This is a genomic window from Streptomyces sp. NPDC014889 (assembly GCF_043081205.1).
GTDB lineage: Bacteria > Actinomycetota > Actinomycetes > Streptomycetales > Streptomycetaceae > Streptomyces.
In genome coordinates this window covers 415,543-431,961 of record NZ_JBIBWH010000001.1, presented here as the reverse complement: position 1 = coordinate 431,961, position 16,419 = coordinate 415,543, and the positions used below count along the sequence as shown (strand labels likewise).

Below are 16,419 nucleotides of genomic sequence, written 5' to 3'. Positions count from 1 at the left end.
GGGAGCGGCCGTCAGACCGTCAGGGAGCGGTCCGTCGGCCGGATCGGGGCCGGCAGGTCGCCGCCCCCCATGAGGTGGCAGTCGACGCCGCGGGCGGCCGAGCGGCCCTCGGCGATCGCCCACACGATGAGGGACTGGCCGCGGCCGGCGTCACCGGCGACGAAGACACCCGGCACGTTGGTCTGGAAGTCGGCGTCACGGGCGATGTTACCGCGCTCGTCGAGTTCCAGCCCGAACTGGTCGACCAGGCCGTTCTCCCGGTCGGTGCCGGTGAAGCCCATGGCGAGGGTGACCAACTGGGCCGGGATCCTGCGCTCGCTGCCCGGCTTGGGTGCCGGCCTGCCGTCCACGAACTCGACCTCGGCCAGGTGCAGCCACTGCACGTTGCCGTCGTCGTCGCCCTCGAAGCGGGTCGTGGACGCCGAGTAGATGCGCTCGCCGCCCTCCTCGTGGGCCGAGGTGACCTTGTAGAGGACCGGGAAGGTCGGCCAGGGCTGGTCGACCGGGTGCCGATCGTCGCCCGGGCGGGGCATGATCTCCAACTGGGTGACGGAGGCGGCGCCCTGGCGGTGGGCGGTGCCCACGCAGTCCGCGCCCGTGTCTCCGCCGCCGATGACGACGACGTGCTTGCCCCGCGCCGAGATCGGCGCCACCACGTAGTCGCCCTCCTGGACCTTGTTGGCCAGGGGCAGGTACTCCATCGCCTGGTGGACGCCCCTGAGTTCGCGGCCGGGGACGGGCAGGTCGCGGGCGGTGGTGGAGCCGGCGGCGACGACGACCGCGTCGTAGCGCTTCTTCAGGTCGGTCGCCGTCAGGTCGCGGCCGATCTCGACGCCGGTACGGAACCGGGTGCCCTCCGCGCGCATCTGCTCGATACGGCGGTTGATGTGCCGCTTCTCCATCTTGAACTCGGGGATGCCGTAGCGCAGGAGACCTCCGACGCGGTCGGCGCGCTCGTAGACGGCGACCGTGTGGCCCGCCCTGGTGAGCTGCTGGGCGGCGGCCAGGCCCGCCGGTCCCGAGCCGATGACCGCGACGGTCTTGCCGGACAGCCGCTCGGGGATGCGCGGGGCCACGTCGCCGTTCTCCCACGCCTTGTCGATGATCGAGACCTCGACGTTCTTGATGGTGACCGGCTGTTGGCTGATGCCGAGCACACAGGCCGACTCGCAGGGCGCCGGGCAGAGCCGGCCGGTGAACTCGGGGAAGTTGTTCGTCGCGTGCAGCCGTTCGGAGGCGGCGGCCCAGTCCCCGCGGTAGGCGTAGTCGTTCCACTCCGGGATCAGGTTCCCGAGCGGGCAGCCGTTGTGGCAGAAGGGGATGCCGCAGTCCATGCACCGGCCTGCCTGCTTGCTGATGATCGGCAGCAGCGAGCCGGGTACGTGGACCTCGTTCCAGTCCTTCGTGCGCTCCTCGACCGGACGGTACGCGGCGACCTCGCGCCCGTGGTTCAGAAAGCCCTTCGGGTCAGCCATGGATCGCCGCCTCCATCATCTTCTCGGTGATCTCGGTCTCGGTCAGACCGGCCCGCTCGGCGGCGTCCTTGGCGGCGAGCACTGCCTTGTACGTACGGGGGATGATCCTGCTGAAGCGCTCCACCGCGGTGTCCCACTCGGCGAGCAGCTTCCCGGCGACGGTCGAGCCCGTCTCCTCCTGGTGCCGGCGCACCACGTCGTGCAGCCACTGCCGGTCGGAGTCGTCCAGCGCCTCGACCGCGCCGGCGTTGCCGGGGTTGACGTTGTCGCGGTCGAGGTCGATGACGTAGGCGATGCCGCCGGACATGCCGGCCGCGAAGTTGCGGCCGGTCTCGCCGAGCACCACCGCGTGGCCGCCGGTCATGTACTCGCAGCCGTGGTCGCCCACGCCCTCGGAGACGACCGTCGCGCCGGAGTTGCGCACGCAGAACCGCTCACCGGTCCGGCCGCGCAGGAACATCTCGCCGCCGGTCGCGCCGTAGGCGAGGGTGTTGCCCGCGATGACGCTGTACTCGGCGAGGTGCTCGGCGGCACGGTCCGGGCGGACCACGATCCGGCCGCCCGAGAGGCCCTTGCCGACGTAGTCGTTGGCGTCGCCCTCCAGACGCAGCGTGATGCCGCGCGGGAGGAAGGCGCCGAAGGACTGGCCGGCCGAGCCGGTGAAGGTGATGTCGATGGTGTCGTCGGGCAGTCCCGCGCCGCCGAACTTCTTCGTCACCTCGTGGCCGAGCATGGTGCCGACCGTGCGGTTGATGTTGCGGATGGCGACCTGGGCGCGCACCGGCTGGGCGTCGGCGGCGCCGGGCGCGGCCAGGGAGTCGGCGGCGAGCCTGATCAGCTCGTTGTCGAGCGCCTTCTCCAGGCCGTGGTCCTGGGCGGTCACCCGGTGGCGCACCGCGCCCTCGGGCAGCTCGGGCACGTGGAACAGCGGCTCCAGGTCCAGGCCCTGCGCCTTCCAGTGGTCGACGGCGCGTGTCACGTCGAGGACCTCCGCGTGGCCCACGGCCTCCTCGACGGAGCGGAAGCCCAGCTCGGCGAGGAGTTCGCGGACCTCCTCGGCGATGAACCGGAAGAAGTTCACGACGTGTTCGGCCCGGCCGGTGAACCTCTCGCGCAGCAGCGGGTTCTGGGTGGCGATGCCGACCGGGCAGGTGTCCAGGTGGCAGACGCGCATCATGACGCAGCCCGAGACGACCAGCGGCGCGGTGGCGAAGCCGAACTCCTCGGCGCCGAGCAGCGCGGCGATCACGACGTCGCGGCCGGTCTTGAGCTGGCCGTCGGTCTGCACGACGATCCGGTCCCGCAGTCCGTTGAGCAGGAGCGTCTGCTGGGTCTCGGCCAGGCCCAGTTCCCAGGGGCCGCCCGCGTGCTTCAGCGAGGTCAGCGGGGAGGCGCCGGTGCCGCCGTCGTGGCCGGAGATCAGGACCACGTCGGCGTGCGCCTTGGAGACGCCCGCGGCGACCGTGCCGACGCCGACCTCGGAGACCAGCTTGACGTGGATCCGCGCCTGCGGGTTGGCGTTCTTCAGGTCGTGGATGAGCTGGGCCAGGTCCTCGATGGAGTAGATGTCGTGGTGCGGCGGCGGGGAGATCAGGCCGACGCCGGGGGTGGAGTGCCGGGTCCTGGCCACCCAGGGGTAGACCTTGTGGCCGGGGAGCTGGCCGCCCTCGCCGGGCTTGGCGCCCTGGGCCATCTTGATCTGGATGTCGTCGGAGTTGACCAGGTACTCGCTGGTCACTCCGAAGCGGCCGGAGGCGACCTGCTTGATGGCGGACCGGCGGGCCGGGTCGTAGAGGCGGTCCGCGTCCTCGCCGCCCTCGCCGGTGTTGGACTTGCCGCCGAGCTGGTTCATGGCGATGGCGAGGGTCTCGTGCGCCTCCTTGGAGATGGAGCCGTACGACATGGCGCCGGTGGAGAAGCGCCTGACGATCTCGGAGACCGGCTCGACCTCGTCCACGGGGACCGGCGCCCGGCCGGAGGCGAAGCCGAACAGGCCGCGGAGCGTCATCAGGCGCTCGGACTGCTCGTTCACCCGGTCCGTGTACTTCTTGAAGATGTCGTAGCGGCCGGTGCGCGTGGAGTGCTGGAGGCGGAACACCGTCTCCGGGTCGAACAGGTGCGGTTCGCCCTCGCGGCGCCACTGGTACTCGCCGCCGATCTCCAGGGCGCGGTGCGCCGGGGCGATGCCGGAGGCCGGGTAGGCCTTGGCGTGGCGGGCGGCGACCTCCTTGGCGATGACGTCGATGCCGACGCCGCCGATCTTGGTGGCGGTGCCGTCGAAGTACTTGCCGACGAAGGCCTCGTCCAGGCCGACGGCCTCGAAGACCTGGGCGCCGCGGTAGGAGGCGACGGTGGAGATGCCCATCTTGGACATGACCTTCAGTACGCCCTTGCCGAGGGCGTGGATCAGGTTGCGGATGGCGTTCTCGGGCTCGCCGCCGGGCAGGAAGGTGCCCGCGCGGACCAGGTCCTCGACGGACTCCATCGCCAGGTACGGGTTGACCGCGGCGGCGCCGTAGCCGATCAGCAGGGCGACGTGGTGGACCTCGCGGACGTCGCCGGCCTCGACGAGCAGGCCCACGTGGGTGCGCTGCTTGGTGCGGATCAGGTGGTGGTGGACGGCCGCGGTGAGCAGCAGCGACGGGATCGGGGCGTGCTCCGCGTCGGAGTGGCGGTCGGACAGCACGATCAGACGGGCGCCGTTGCCGATGGCGGCGTCGGCCTCGGCGTAGATCTCCTCGATGCGCGCGGCGAGGGCGTCGCCGCCGCCGGAGACCCGGTACAGGCCGGAGAGGGTCGCGGCCTTGAAGCCGGGCATGTCGCCGTCGGCGTTGATGTGGATGAGCTTGGCGAGCTCGTCGTTGTCGATCACCGGGAAGGGCAGGACGACGCTGCGGCAGGAGGCGGCGGTCGGCTGGAGCAGGTTGCCCTGCGGGCCGAGCGAGCTGCGCAGGGAGGTGACCAGCTCCTCGCGGATCGCGTCCAGCGGCGGGTTGGTGACCTGCGCGAACAGCTGGGTGAAGTAGTCGAAGAGCAGCCGCGGGCGCTCGGAGAGGGCCGCGATCGGCGAGTCGGTGCCCATGGAGCCGATCGGCTCGGCGCCGCTCGCGGCCATCGGCGCGAGCAGGACGCGCAGCTCCTCCTCGGTGTAGCCGAAGGTCTGCTGGCGGCGGGTGACGGAGGCGTGGGTGTGCACGATGTGCTCGCGCTCGGGCAGGTCGCCCAGCTCGATCTCGCCGGCCTGGACCCACTCGGCGTAGGGCTGCTCGGCGGCGAGGGCCGCCTTGATCTCGTCGTCCTCGATGATGCGGTGCTCGGCGGTGTCGACGAGGAACATGCGGCCGGGCTGGAGCCGGCCCTTGCGGACGACCCTGGCCGGGTCGATGTCGAGCACGCCGACCTCGGAGCCGAGGACGACGAGGCCGTCGTCGGTGACCCAGTAGCGGCCGGGGCGCAGGCCGTTGCGGTCGAGCACGGCGCCGACCTGGGTGCCGTCGGTGAAGGCGACGCAGGCCGGGCCGTCCCAGGGCTCCATCATCGTGGAGTGGTACTCGTAGAAGGCGCGCCGGGCCGGATCCATGGCGTCGTGGTTCTCCCACGCCTCCGGGATCATCATCAGCACGGAGTGCGGCAGTGAGCGGCCGCCGAGGTGGAGCAGTTCCAGGACCTCGTCGAAGGTGGCGGAGTCGGAGGCGCCCGGTGTGCACACCGGGAAGATCCGCTCCAGCCTCTCCTCGGGGCCGAACAGGCCGGAGGCCAGCCGGGACTCGCGGGCGCGCATCCAGTTGCGGTTGCCCTGCACGGTGTTGATCTCGCCGTTGTGCGCGACGAAGCGGTACGGGTGCGCGAGCGGCCAGCTCGGGAAGGTGTTCGTGGAGAAGCGGGAGTGGACGAGCGCGATGGCCGAGGCGAAGCGGCGGTCGGACAGGTCCGGGAAGAAGGGCTCGAGCTGGCCGGTGGTGAGCATGCCCTTGTGGACGAGGGTGCGGGCCGACAGCGACGGGAAGTAGACGCCGGCCTCGCGTTCGGCTCGCTTGCGCAGCACGAACGCCTTGCGGTCCAGGGCGATGCCCTCGCTCACGCGGTCGGTGACGAACAACTGGCGGAAGACGGGCATGGTGGAGCGGGCGGTGGCGCCGAGCAGCTCGGGGGCGACCGGGACCTCGCGCCAGCCGAGGACGGTCAGGCCCTCGTCGCCCGCGATCGCCTCGATGCGCGCGACGGCGTCCTCGGTGCCGTCCACGGGGAGGAAGGCGATGCCGACGGCGTAGGCGCCGGCCGCGGGGAGTTCGAATCCGGCCACCTCGCGCAGGAACGCGTCGGGCACCTGGGAAAGCAGACCGGCGCCGTCGCCGGAGTCGGGCTCGGAGCCGGTCGCGCCGCGGTGTTCCAGGTTGCGCAGAACCGTGAGCGCCTGTTCGACCAGCGCATGGCTCGCCTCACCGGTGAGGGTGGCCACGAAGCCGACGCCGCAGGCGTCGTGCTCGTCGCGGGGGTCGTACATGCCCTGTGCGGCAGGGCGGGCATCCATGAACGCCCAGTTGTGGCCGTTCGCGGGATGCTGGGACGGCTGGCGCGGCATACGCATCGGCTCTCCCGTCGTCGTCATGTGGCTGGGGGTCCCTCCCGGGCCGTTCAGGCTCTGGGGGAGGAGTGCCGAGGGACGACGCTGGCCCTCTGCCGGAAATGCGAAATTTCATGCAGATTACATAATGAAGGGTTTCTCGGGAATCGGAAACCGCGTTCCAGCATGCGGGCACCTCGGGCTGACGGCGGGGGTACCGCGCCCGGCGGTGAAGGCTGTGGGGGCGGCGGACGAGATCGGTCGGATCGGTGTCCGTCGGCCCGGGAGGGACAGGGAGGGCGGCGTCGCCCGGCCCTGCGCATGCGCGACAGGCCTCGTTGCCTGCGGGTGCTTACGGCTCATGCCCCCCGGCCGCACGGCCGAAACCAGCGGATGAGCGGTAATGGCGTACTCGTACGACTGGCCGCGGGACGGCCGTCATCCTACGGCGGTGCCGAACAGGGTGCCCAGCGCGTAGGTCACGCCGGCGGCGGCACCGCCCAGGGCGAGCTGCCGCAGACCGCTGTACCACCAGGTCCGCGCGGTCACCTTGGCCACCACCGCGCCACAGGCGAAGAGACCGGCGAGGGCGAGCAGCACGGCCGGCCACAGCACGGTGGCCCCCAGCAGGTAGGGCAGCACCGGCAGGAGCGCGCCGAGCGCGAACGAGCCGAACGAGGACACCGCGGCGACCAGCGGGGAGGGCAGGTCGCCGGGGTCGACCCCCAGCTCCTCCCGGGCGTGTATCTCCAGGGCCTGCTCGGGGTCCTTCGAGAGCTGCCGGGCCACCTCCTGGGCGAGGGCGGGCTCCACTCCGCGCGAGACGTACAGGGCGGCCAGCTCGCGCTCCTCGTCCTCGGGGTGCTTGCGCAGCTCACGGCGCTCGACGTCCAGCTCGGCCTCGACCAGCTCGCGCTGCGAGGCGACGGAGGTGTACTCGCCGGCGGCCATGGAGAAGGCCCCCGCGGCCAGGCCCGCGAGGCCGGTGATGACAATGGTCTGCTGACCGACCGAGCCGCCCGCCACGCCGGTCATCAGGGCGAGGTTGGAGACCAGGCCGTCCATCGCGCCGAAGACCGCGGGGCGCAGCCAGCCACCGTTCACGTCACGGTGCGTGTGGTTGTCGCGGTGCGCCTCGTGGAGTGTCGCTTCGGTGTCGATGATGGCCATGACGTGGTCCCCCTGAGCTGGGCGAGAACTTAGGTAAGGCTGACTTTTGGACGAGTTCTACTTTTTGACAACACTGAATCTACGCTCGGAATTTCACGGCCGCCAGCAAGGGAAGGCTGGGCTAACCTGCGGTTTTGCCCGAGGACGCTCATCCGTGAATTAGCCCGCACAAATGTCGTACGGGTGATGGTGAGGTTCCGGAGGCTGCACCGGGCCCCGCGCCGGGGACAGTTCCGCCGAGGCTTCCCGCCCTGCGGGACGCCCCGAGAGGAGAGCCCGCCATGGGATCGACCATCCGCGCCCCGCGGACCCCGGCGCCGGCCCCGGCCGTCTCGCGTGATCGGGCCCGCGGCGCGTTGCTCGGCCTCGCCGTCGGAGACGCGCTCGGCGCGCCCGCGGAGAATCTGAGACCGTCCGAGATCCGCGCCCGCTGGGGCCGGATCACCGGGTACGTCGCCGACCGGCCGGCCGGCACGGACGACACCGAGTACGCGATCTTCTCCGGGCTGCTGCTGGCCCGGCACGGCCACGCGCTCACCCCCGCCCGGGCCGAGGCGGCCTGGCACGAGTTCATCGCCGACCGCGCCGAGGGCCCCTTCCGCGGGGCCGGGTTCAGCGAGCGGGGCACGCTGGAGAACCTGCGCCGGGGGCTGGCCGCCCCCGTCTCCGCCCAGCACCGGCACGCCTGGAGCGACGGGCTGGCCATGCGGGCGGCGCCGTTCGGGGTGTTCGCCGCCGGGCGGCCCGCCGAGGCGGCCCGGCTGGTCGCGATCGACGGCTCGGTCAGCCACGCGGGCGAGGGCATCCACGGCGGCCGGGCGGTGGCCGCCGGGGTCGCGGCTGCGATGGCGGGCGCGGCGCCGGTCGCGGTCGTCGCCGCCGCCCTCGCCGTCGTCCCCGACGACTCCTGGACGGCCCGTTCGCTGCGCCGGGCCACGGCCGCCGCCCACCGCGGCGAACGCGCGGTCCGCTCGGCGGTGGTCGTCGGCGGCTACCCCTGGTCCGACCTGGCGCCCGAGGCGGTCGCCCTCGCCTTCGGCGCCTACGCCGCCGCCGACGGCGACTTCCGCGAGGCGGTCATCACCGCCGTCAACATGGGCCGCGACGCCGACACCACGGCGGCGGTCGCGGGCGCGCTGGCCGGCGCGACGCAGGGCCTCTCGGCCGTCCCCGAGGAGTGGGCCACCGCCATCGGCCCCGTCCGGGGCAGTTGCCTGCCGGCGATGGCCGGCCGGCACGTACTGGACGTCGCCGACCTGCTGGTGACCGCGAGCGACTCCGCCGCGCTCCCCCGGCACGAAGCCCCCGCACGACATGCGGCACCCCCCGTTCCCGACCGCGCGGCCTACGTCCTCACCGCGGGCGACGAGGAGACACAGCCATGAGCCACCGGACCGAGGGGCCGGTCACCGACCACCCGGCGCAGCCCGACCACCCGCCGGCGACGCCCGGCCCGCACGCAGGACCCGGGCCACACCTCCCCCTGCGGCCAGGAGGAGAGGCGGTCGTGACGCGGCGGGTCGAAGGGCTGTTGCTGGGGCTGGCCGCCGGGGACGCCGCCGGGTGGCCCGCCGCGCGGCACCGGGCCGCCCGTATGCCGGAGTGGACCCGGCGGCTCACCCGGGAGCTGGACGCCTTCGCCGAGCTGAACGCGACGACGACGCTGCCCGTGCCCACTGCGCTGAACCAGCCGCCCGAGCCGCTGCGCCTCGGCCCCTCCGACGACGCCGAGTGGGCGGTGTTCGCCGCGGAGGCCCTGCTGCGGGCCGGGGACGACGGGGCGTTCGGCGACCTCGGCCGGGAGCCGCGAGTCCGGGCCGCGATCGACCTGACCTGGAACGCCGTCGCCGGTGAGGTCGCGGCGGCGGCCGAACGCGCCCCCGAGGCCGAGTCGGTGGTGCTGCCGCTGCGCGCCCGTATCTCCGTGCGGGCCGGGCTCGGCAACCTGGCGACCGGACTGCGCCCGCCGGCCAGCGGGCACGACAACCCGCACTACTTCGACGACGCCGCCTGCGTACGGGCCTGTGTGCTGGCCACGGTCCACCCGGGCGACCCCCGGCGCGCGGCGGACCTGGCCGAGTTCGACGCCCGCTACACCCAGGACGGCGACGGCGTCCACGGGGCCCGCGCGATGGCGGCGGCGCTCGCCGAGGCGCTGGCGGGCGCGGAGGTCGGGGCGTGCGTCACGGCGGCGCTGGCCGAGCTGCCCGAGCAGACGGAGATCGGCCGCAACGCCCGGCACGCGCTGCGCCTGGCCCGGGACGCCGAGGGCGCGTTCGCGCTCGTACCGCTCCTGGAGCACCGGATCGTCGACCACGTCTACAGCTACGGCATCGCCGCCGCCGAGACCGTACCGGTCGCCCTCGCCCTGGCCACGGCGGCGAACGGCCGGATCGCCGAGGCGCTGCCGGCCGCCGCCTGCCTGTCCCGGGTCGCCGACTCCGCCCCGGCCCTGGCGGGCGCGCTGACCGGTGCGCTGGGCGGCGGCGAGGCGATCCCGGCGTCCTGGCGGGAGGCCTGCCGCACCCTGTCCGGCTGCGTGCTGCCCCGTCTCACCGGCACCGACCTGGTGGAACTCGCCGAACTCCTCGAAGCCGCACAACCGGCCCCTCCAGGAGGATGATTCCGGGCATGACGCCCAAAGGAGAACAGAGCCGAGGCGCGGTCCGGGACGCGGACCTGGAGGAGCGGATCACCGGCGCGCTCGTGGGAGCGGCCGTCGGCGACGCGCTCGGCGGGCCCGTCGAGGGCTACTCCCCCGAACAGATCCTCGAACGCCACGGCGGCCGCGTGCACGGCGTCGTCGGCCCCTGGCACGGGGAGCGGTGGCGCACCGCCCGCCCCATCGCCCCGTACCACAAGGGCGACGGGCACGTCACCGACGACACATTGATGACGCACGCCCTGGTACGGGTGTACGCACGCGTCCGCGACCACCTCGACGCCTACGCGATCGCCGGCCACCTGGTGCCCGACCTGATGACGAACCCGCGCTGGATCCCGGAGCTCCAGGCGGAGGCGCTGCCGCTGCACCGGGTGTTCCTGGCGGAGAAGTGGCTGGTGGCGCGGCTGCACTACGGCCACGTCGATCCGCGCGAGGCCGGCGCGGGCAACATCGTCAACTGCGGTGCCGCGATGTACATGGCCCCGGTGGGACTGGTCAACGCGGCCAACCCGGCGGCCGCGTACGCCGAGGCCCTCGACATCGCGGGCGCCCACCAGTCCTCCTACGGCAGGGAGGCGGCGGGCGTCCTGGCGGCCGCGGTGGCGGCGGCGTGCGCGCCGGGGGCGAGCCCGGACTCGGTGGTGGCGGCGTGCCTGTCGCTGGCGAAGGACGGCACCCGGGCCGCGATCGAGCGGGTCTGCGAAGTGGCCCGCGGCTGCCCGGACTTCGAGTCGGCGCTGGGCCCGCTGCGGGAGGCGGTGGCGCCGTACGACACGGTCGGGCCCGACTACCGGAACCCGTCGCTGGGCGCCCGCCGCCCCTCCCGTCTGCACGCGATCGAGGAACTGCCCGTCGCGCTGGGCATGTTGACGGTGGCGCGCGGCGACTTCCGGCAGGCCGTCCTCGGCGCGGTGAACTACGGCCGCGACTGCGACTCCATCGCGACGATGGCCGGGGCGCTGGCGGGCGCGCTGGGCTCGCCCGTCCCGGAGGACTGGGCGAAGACGGTGGCCGAGGCCAGCCGTCTGGACCTGTGGGAACCGGCGCGCACGCTCGCCGGGGTGACCCGGGAGATCTTCGAGAAGGACGTACGGCGGCGACGCGCCCACGAGCGGGCGTTCGCCGGGATGGGAGGTCCGGAATGCTCCGACTGACCTGGGTCCAGCCGGAGGACCTGCTCGGCCACGAGTTGCGCCAGGCGGTGCAGGACGGCCGTGAACCGAAGGCGATCGCCGCCCGCTGGCGCGCGGCGGGCGGCCCCGAGGCCCCCGCCCGCGCGGGCGCGTCCCCGGGGCGCGCCTCCCGCTATCTGCGCCTGCTGGCGGAGGACCTGCTCGACGAACTGGCCGAACTGCCCAGTCGGTGGGCGGACGCCGAGCCGACGGACCCGGCCGCGATCAGGGCGCTGTGCCCGGACTGGCCGGAGCGGCCGGGAACTGCCGTCCCGTCGGTGACCGTCGAGCGTCTGGAGGCCGCGTGGCTCGGCCGGGCCGCCGGCTGTCTGCTGGGCAAGCCCGTGGAGAAGCTGCCCCTCGACGGCGTCCGCCAAATCGCCCGGGCCACCGGCAACTGGCCTCTGCGCACCTGGTTCACCGCCCGGGGCGTACCGGAGGACCTGGCCGCGGAGTACCCCTGGAACCGCCGCTCGGCGGCCAACTCCCTGGCCGAGAACATCGACGGCATGCCCGAGGACGACGACCTCAACTACCCCCTGGTCAACCTTCTGCTCCTGCAGCGCCACGGGAAGCGGTTCACGACCGCCGACACCGCCCGCCTCTGGCTGGACGAACTCCCCGCCGGCCGCACCTTCACCGCCGAACGCGTCGCCTACCGCAACCTGCTGCTCGGCATCGAACCCCCGCACACCGCCCGGCACCGCAACCCCTTCCGCGAGTGGATCGGCGCCCTGACCCGCGCCGACATGCACGGCTGGACCAACCCCGGCGACCCGGCGGCCGCGGCCGCGCAGGCCCACCGCGACGCCACCCTGACCCACACCGCGAACGGCGTCTACGCCGCGATGTTCGCCGCCGCCGTCATCGCCGCCGCGGCCACCGGAACCCACGACGTCCACGCCTGCCTGGCCACCGGCCTGACCGTCGTGCCGCCCGGCTCCCGGCTCGCCCGCGCCGTCCGTCATGCCGTCCGGCTGGCGCGGGAACACGAGGACTTCGACACGGTCGTGGACGAACTCCACGCCGTCCACGCCGACTTGCACTGGGTGCACGCCGTGTCCAACACCGCGCTGATCGCCGCCGCCCTGACCCACGCCGACGGCGACTTCACCGGTTCCGTCTGCCGTGTCGTCTCCGGTGGCTGGGACACCGACTCGAACGGTGCCACGGCCGGAAGTGTCGCGGCCCTCCTCGCCGGCTCCCCGGGTGCGCTGCCCGACCACTGGACGGCGCCGCTCAAGAACCGGCTGGCCACATCGGTGGGCGACTTCGACGGCACCGGCTTCGACACCCTGGCCAACCTCACGCACCGGGAGGCCTCCCGCCCCATGAGCGACGCCGACGGGCTCACCTCATGACCGCGCCCCACGACACCGCGCCCGGCACCGGCGGCCCGCTCACCGGTCTGCGCGTGCTCGACCTCGCCACCCTCTTCGCCGGACCCATCGCCGCCACCATGCTCGGTGACTTCGGCGCCGAGGTGATCAAGGTCGAGCACCCGGTGAAGCCGGACCCGTCCCGGGGCCACGGGCCGTCGAAGGACGGGGTCGGCCTGTGGTGGAAACTGCTCGGCCGCAACAAGCGCACCATCACGCTGGACCTGTCGAAACCCGGTGGCCGCCGCACCCTGCTGCGGCTGGCCGCCACCGCCGACGTGGTCGTCGAGAACTTCCGGCCCGGCACCCTGGAGAAGTGGGAGCTGGGCTGGCCCGAGTTGTCGGCGGCCAATCCGCGCCTGGTGCTGGCCCGGGTCACCGGGTTCGGGCAGTTCGGCCCGTACGCCTCCCGGCCCGGGTTCGGCACCCTGGCGGAGGCGCTGAGCGGGTTCGCCGCGATCACCGGCGAGCCGGACGCGCCCCCGACGCTCCCGCCCTTCGGGCTCGCCGACTCCGTCGCGGGCCTGGCCACGGCGTACGCGGTGATGACCGCGCTCACCGCACGGGAGCGCACCGGGGCCGGCCAGATCGTGGACATGGCGATCATCGAGCCGATCCTGACCGTCCTCGGCCCGCAGCCCCTGTGGTACGACCAGCTCGGCTACATCCAGCCCCGCACCGGCAACCGCACCGGGAACAACGCCCCGCGCAACACCTACCGCACCGGCGACGGCACCTGGGTGGCGGTCTCCACCTCGGCGCAGTCGGTCGCGGAACGCGTGATGCGGCTGGTGGGCCGCCCGGAGCTGATCGACGAACCCTGGTTCGCGAGCGGCTCGGAGCGGGCCGCGCACGCCGACCTGCTCGACGAGGCGGTCGGCGGCTGGATCGCCCGGCACACCCGCACCGAGGTCATGGCCGCCTTCGAGAAGGCCCAGGCGGCGATCGCGCCGATCCAGGACGTACGGGACGTGATGGCCGACCCGCAGTACCGGGCCCTCGGCACCCTGACCACCCTGCACGACCCGGAACTCGGCCGGATGCGGATGCAGAACGTCCTCTTCCGGCTCTCCGCCACCCCGGGCGCGATCCGCTGGGCGGGCCGCCCGCACGGCGCCGACACGGACACGGTCCTGACCGAACTCGGCCTCACCCCGGAGGAGCTGACCGCGCTGCGTGCGGAGGGCGCCCTGTGACGGCCACCGCCTTCTGCCCGCTCACCTGGCTGTACGCCCCCGGTGACCGCCCGCACGTCGTGGCCAAGGCGCTGGCCTCCGGCGCCGACGTGGTGGTCGTCGATCTGGAGGACGCGGTCGCCCCCGACCGCAAGGAGTACGCCCGCGCGGCCACCGCCGAGCTGCTGACCGAGCCGCCGCCGGTCCCGGTGCATGTGCGGATCAACGCGGTCGACGGACCGCTGGCCGCAGCGGACCTGGCGGCGGTGGCGCCGCGGCCGGGCCTGGCGGGGCTGCGGCTGCCGAAGGTGACGTCCGCCGGGCAGGTCGCCCGGGTCGCGGCACGGACGGAGACCGGGCTGGGCCCACCGTCGGCGGACGCTTCTGGGCCCTTGCTGTACGCCCTCCTGGAGACCGCGCTGGCCATCGAGCGCGCCCACACCATCGCCTCCGCGCACCCCGCCCTGCGCGGCATCTCGATCGGCGAGGCCGACCTCCGCGCCGACCTGGGGGTACGGCAGGACTCCGGTCTCGACTGGTGCCGCGCCCGGGTCGTCGTCGCCGCCCGCGCGGCCGGTCTCCCCCCTCCGACCCAGTCCGTCCACCCCGACATCCGCGATCTGGAGGGCCTGGCGGCCTCCTGCGCGCACGGCCGCGCCCTCGGCTTCCTCGGCCGCGCGGCCATCCACCCGCGTCAACTCCCGATCATCGAGCGCGCCTACCTGCCGACCGACCGGGAGCTGGAGGAGGCCGAGACGGTCATCAAGGCGGCCACCGCGGACCGGGGGGCGCAGGCCCTCCCGGACGGCCGCTTCGTCGACGCGGCCGTGGTGGCGGCGGCCCGGCGCACCCTCGCGCTGGCCCGGCGGTACTGACACGACGAGGGCGCCCCGTGATCCGGGGCGCCCTCGTGCGCGTACGGCCGGCCGGACGTCAGTTCTTGTGCGCCGTCCCGGCCCCGTCCTTCTCGCCGCCGGCCGCGCCGTCCGCCGCCTCGGGGGACGGGTCGGCGGCTGTGCGCGCGTCCTCCGTGCCCTGCGAGCCCCGCTCCTCGGCCGGCTTCCCGTCCTCGGCGCCCGCCTTGGTCCCGGTCGTGCCGGTCTCGGTCGTGGCCTTCTCCTCGGAGGAAAGCAGGTCCGGCTCGACCGTCTCCTCGCGGCCGGGACGGAGCCGGGCCGAGACGATCATGTAGGCGACGGCCGCGAGGAAGAGGATCAACGCGGTCCAGTTGTTCAGCCGCAGGCCCAGGATGTGGTGGGCCTCGTCGACCCGCATGTACTCGATCCAGAACCGGCCGGCGCAGTACGCGGCGACGTACAGCGCGAACGCCCGTCCGTGGCCCAGCTTGAAACGGCGGTCCGCCCAGATCACCAGCAGCGCGACGCCGACGCACCACAGCGACTCGTACAGGAACGTCGGGTGGTAGTACCCCGGCACCCGGCCGTCCGCCGAGGACGTGATGTGCAGCGCCCAGGGAACGTGTGTCTCGCGGCCGTACAGCTCCTGGTTGAACCAGTTGCCCCAGCGCCCGAAGGCCTGGGCGATCGCCAGTCCGGGGGCCACGGCGTCGGCGTACGGCGGCAGCGCGATGCCCCGGCGCCGGCAGCCGACCCAGGCGCCGAGCGCGCCGAGCGCGACGGCTCCCCAGATGCCGAGTCCGCCTTCCCAGACCTTGAAGGCGTCGACCCAGTTCCGGCCGTCACCGAAATAGAGTTCGTAGTCGGTGATCACGTGGTAGAGGCGACCGCCCACCAGGCCGAACGGGACGGCCCAGACGGCGATGTCCCACGCGGTGCCCTTCTTGCCACCACGCGCGACCCACCGGCGGTCGACGATCCAGAGGGCGACGAAGAGGCCGACGAGGATGCTGAAGGCGTAGCCGCGCAGCGGAATGGGACCGAGGTACAGCACACCGCGCGACGGGCTGGGAATGTAGGCAAGTTCCATGGCAGGGTCGACGCTACCGCAGCGAATGCGGCGCCACGCCAAGCGGCCCGGCTACGGGTCCATAACGGGCGGCTCGTGCCTCACTCATTTGCTGTCGGCCGCTTCCACCATCTGCTTCAGCTTCGCCGGGGTCATCGTCTGGTCCTGGAGGATGTTCTTCCCGTTCAGCAGGACGGTCGGGGTGCCCGAGAAGCCGCCGGACTGGAAGGCCTGGTGGGACTTGTCGACCCAGCTGTCGTGCGTGCCGTTCTTCACGCACTTGTCGAAGGCCGGGGTGTTCAGACCGCTCACCTTGCCCGCGAGCTGGATGAGCTTGCCGTTGTCCGCGAAGGCGTCGTCGGTCTCGTGGGGCTGGTTCTGGTAGAGCACGTCGTGGTAGGCGGGGAACTTGCCGGCGTCCTGGGCGCAGGCCGCCGCGTTGGCCGCGCGCAGGGAGCCGGTGCCCCCGAGGTTGCCGTCGATCAGTCTGACCAGGTGGTACTCGACCCTGAGCTTGCCGGCGTCGGTCAGCTCGCGGATCGTGGGCCGGTACATCGTCTCGAAGGCCTGGCAGGCCGGGCAGCGGAAGTCCTCCCAGACGGTGAGCGTCGACCTGGCTCCGTCCCGGCCGACCGGGATCGCCAGGCTGTCCTTGCCCTGCGCGCCGGAGGGCGCCACGACCGGGCCCGCCGCGCTGCTGCTCTTGTGCTTGCCGGAGTTTGCGGCGACCACGCCGATCACCGCGGCAAGGCCCAGGACGCAGACGACGGTCGCGGCCACGATCAGCGTCCGCCGCCGCCTCTCCGCGGCCTTCTGCTTCTCGCGCTCGGCCGCCAGACGCTGCCGGGCGCCGCGCTTTCCCTGATGGTTCTTCTCGCTCACACCCCCTGAAC

11 protein-coding genes are annotated in these 16,419 nt (G+C 73.3%); 6 read left to right on the top strand and 5 right to left on the bottom strand.

The window, feature by feature from the left end; translation table 11 throughout:
• Nucleotides 1-11 precede the first annotated feature (11 nt).
• The 3 genes from ACF09J_RS01960 to ACF09J_RS01950 form a co-directional block, all read right to left on the bottom strand.
• The gene (locus tag ACF09J_RS01960) at nucleotides 12-1,475 is read right to left on the bottom strand and encodes a glutamate synthase subunit beta (protein WP_392303415.1); all 1,464 of its coding nucleotides are present in this window, start codon (nucleotides 1,473-1,475) and stop codon (nucleotides 12-14) included.
• On the bottom strand, nucleotides 1,468-5,979 hold the full coding sequence (gltB, locus tag ACF09J_RS01955; protein ID WP_392303637.1) for a glutamate synthase large subunit: 4,512 nt from the start codon (nucleotides 5,977-5,979) through the stop codon (nucleotides 1,468-1,470). Before gltB ends, ACF09J_RS01960 begins: the two co-directional genes overlap by 8 nt.
• Before the next feature lie 498 nt (nucleotides 5,980-6,477).
• A complete protein-coding gene (locus tag ACF09J_RS01950; protein ID WP_392303414.1) occupies nucleotides 6,478-7,209 on the bottom strand; it encodes a VIT1/CCC1 transporter family protein in 732 nt (243 codons plus the stop codon).
• Between the two features lie 281 nt (nucleotides 7,210-7,490).
• Here ACF09J_RS01950 and ACF09J_RS01945 point away from each other — a divergent pair, with 281 nt between their 5' ends.
• From ACF09J_RS01945 to ACF09J_RS01920, 6 genes are read left to right on the top strand one after another with little or no spacing between them, the layout of a single operon-like run.
• Complete coding sequence (locus ACF09J_RS01945; protein ID WP_392303413.1) at nucleotides 7,491-8,594, top strand: ADP-ribosylglycohydrolase family protein; 1,104 nt, start codon at nucleotides 7,491-7,493, stop codon at nucleotides 8,592-8,594.
• Entirely contained in the window at nucleotides 8,591-9,832 is a 1,242-nt protein-coding gene (locus ACF09J_RS01940) for an ADP-ribosylglycohydrolase family protein (protein WP_392303412.1), read from the top strand. Before ACF09J_RS01945 ends, ACF09J_RS01940 begins: the two co-directional genes overlap by 4 nt.
• Before the next feature lie 8 nt (nucleotides 9,833-9,840).
• Nucleotides 9,841-11,028 (top strand): ADP-ribosylglycohydrolase family protein, encoded by a 1,188-nt coding sequence (locus tag ACF09J_RS01935; protein WP_392303411.1) that lies wholly within the window; start codon nucleotides 9,841-9,843, stop codon nucleotides 11,026-11,028.
• Entirely contained in the window at nucleotides 11,016-12,407 is a 1,392-nt protein-coding gene (locus ACF09J_RS01930; RefSeq protein WP_392303410.1) for an ADP-ribosylglycohydrolase family protein, read from the top strand. Before ACF09J_RS01935 ends, ACF09J_RS01930 begins: the two co-directional genes overlap by 13 nt.
• Complete coding sequence (locus tag ACF09J_RS01925) at nucleotides 12,404-13,621, top strand: CaiB/BaiF CoA transferase family protein (protein ID WP_392303409.1); 1,218 nt, start codon at nucleotides 12,404-12,406, stop codon at nucleotides 13,619-13,621. Before ACF09J_RS01930 ends, ACF09J_RS01925 begins: the two co-directional genes overlap by 4 nt.
• Nucleotides 13,618-14,475: an HpcH/HpaI aldolase/citrate lyase family protein gene (locus tag ACF09J_RS01920; RefSeq protein ID WP_392303408.1), complete on the top strand. Its 858-nt coding sequence runs from the start codon at nucleotides 13,618-13,620 to the stop codon at nucleotides 14,473-14,475. Before ACF09J_RS01925 ends, ACF09J_RS01920 begins: the two co-directional genes overlap by 4 nt.
• A 58-nt stretch (nucleotides 14,476-14,533) precedes the next feature.
• On the opposite strand, the gene lgt is transcribed toward ACF09J_RS01920, so the two are convergent.
• The gene (gene lgt, locus ACF09J_RS01915; protein WP_392303407.1) at nucleotides 14,534-15,547 is read right to left on the bottom strand and encodes a prolipoprotein diacylglyceryl transferase; all 1,014 of its coding nucleotides are present in this window, start codon (nucleotides 15,545-15,547) and stop codon (nucleotides 14,534-14,536) included.
• Between the two features lie 84 nt (nucleotides 15,548-15,631).
• Nucleotides 15,632-16,408, bottom strand: a complete 777-nt coding sequence (locus ACF09J_RS01910) for a DsbA family protein (protein WP_392303406.1) — start codon at nucleotides 16,406-16,408, stop codon at nucleotides 15,632-15,634.
• Nucleotides 16,409-16,419 lie beyond the last annotated feature (11 nt).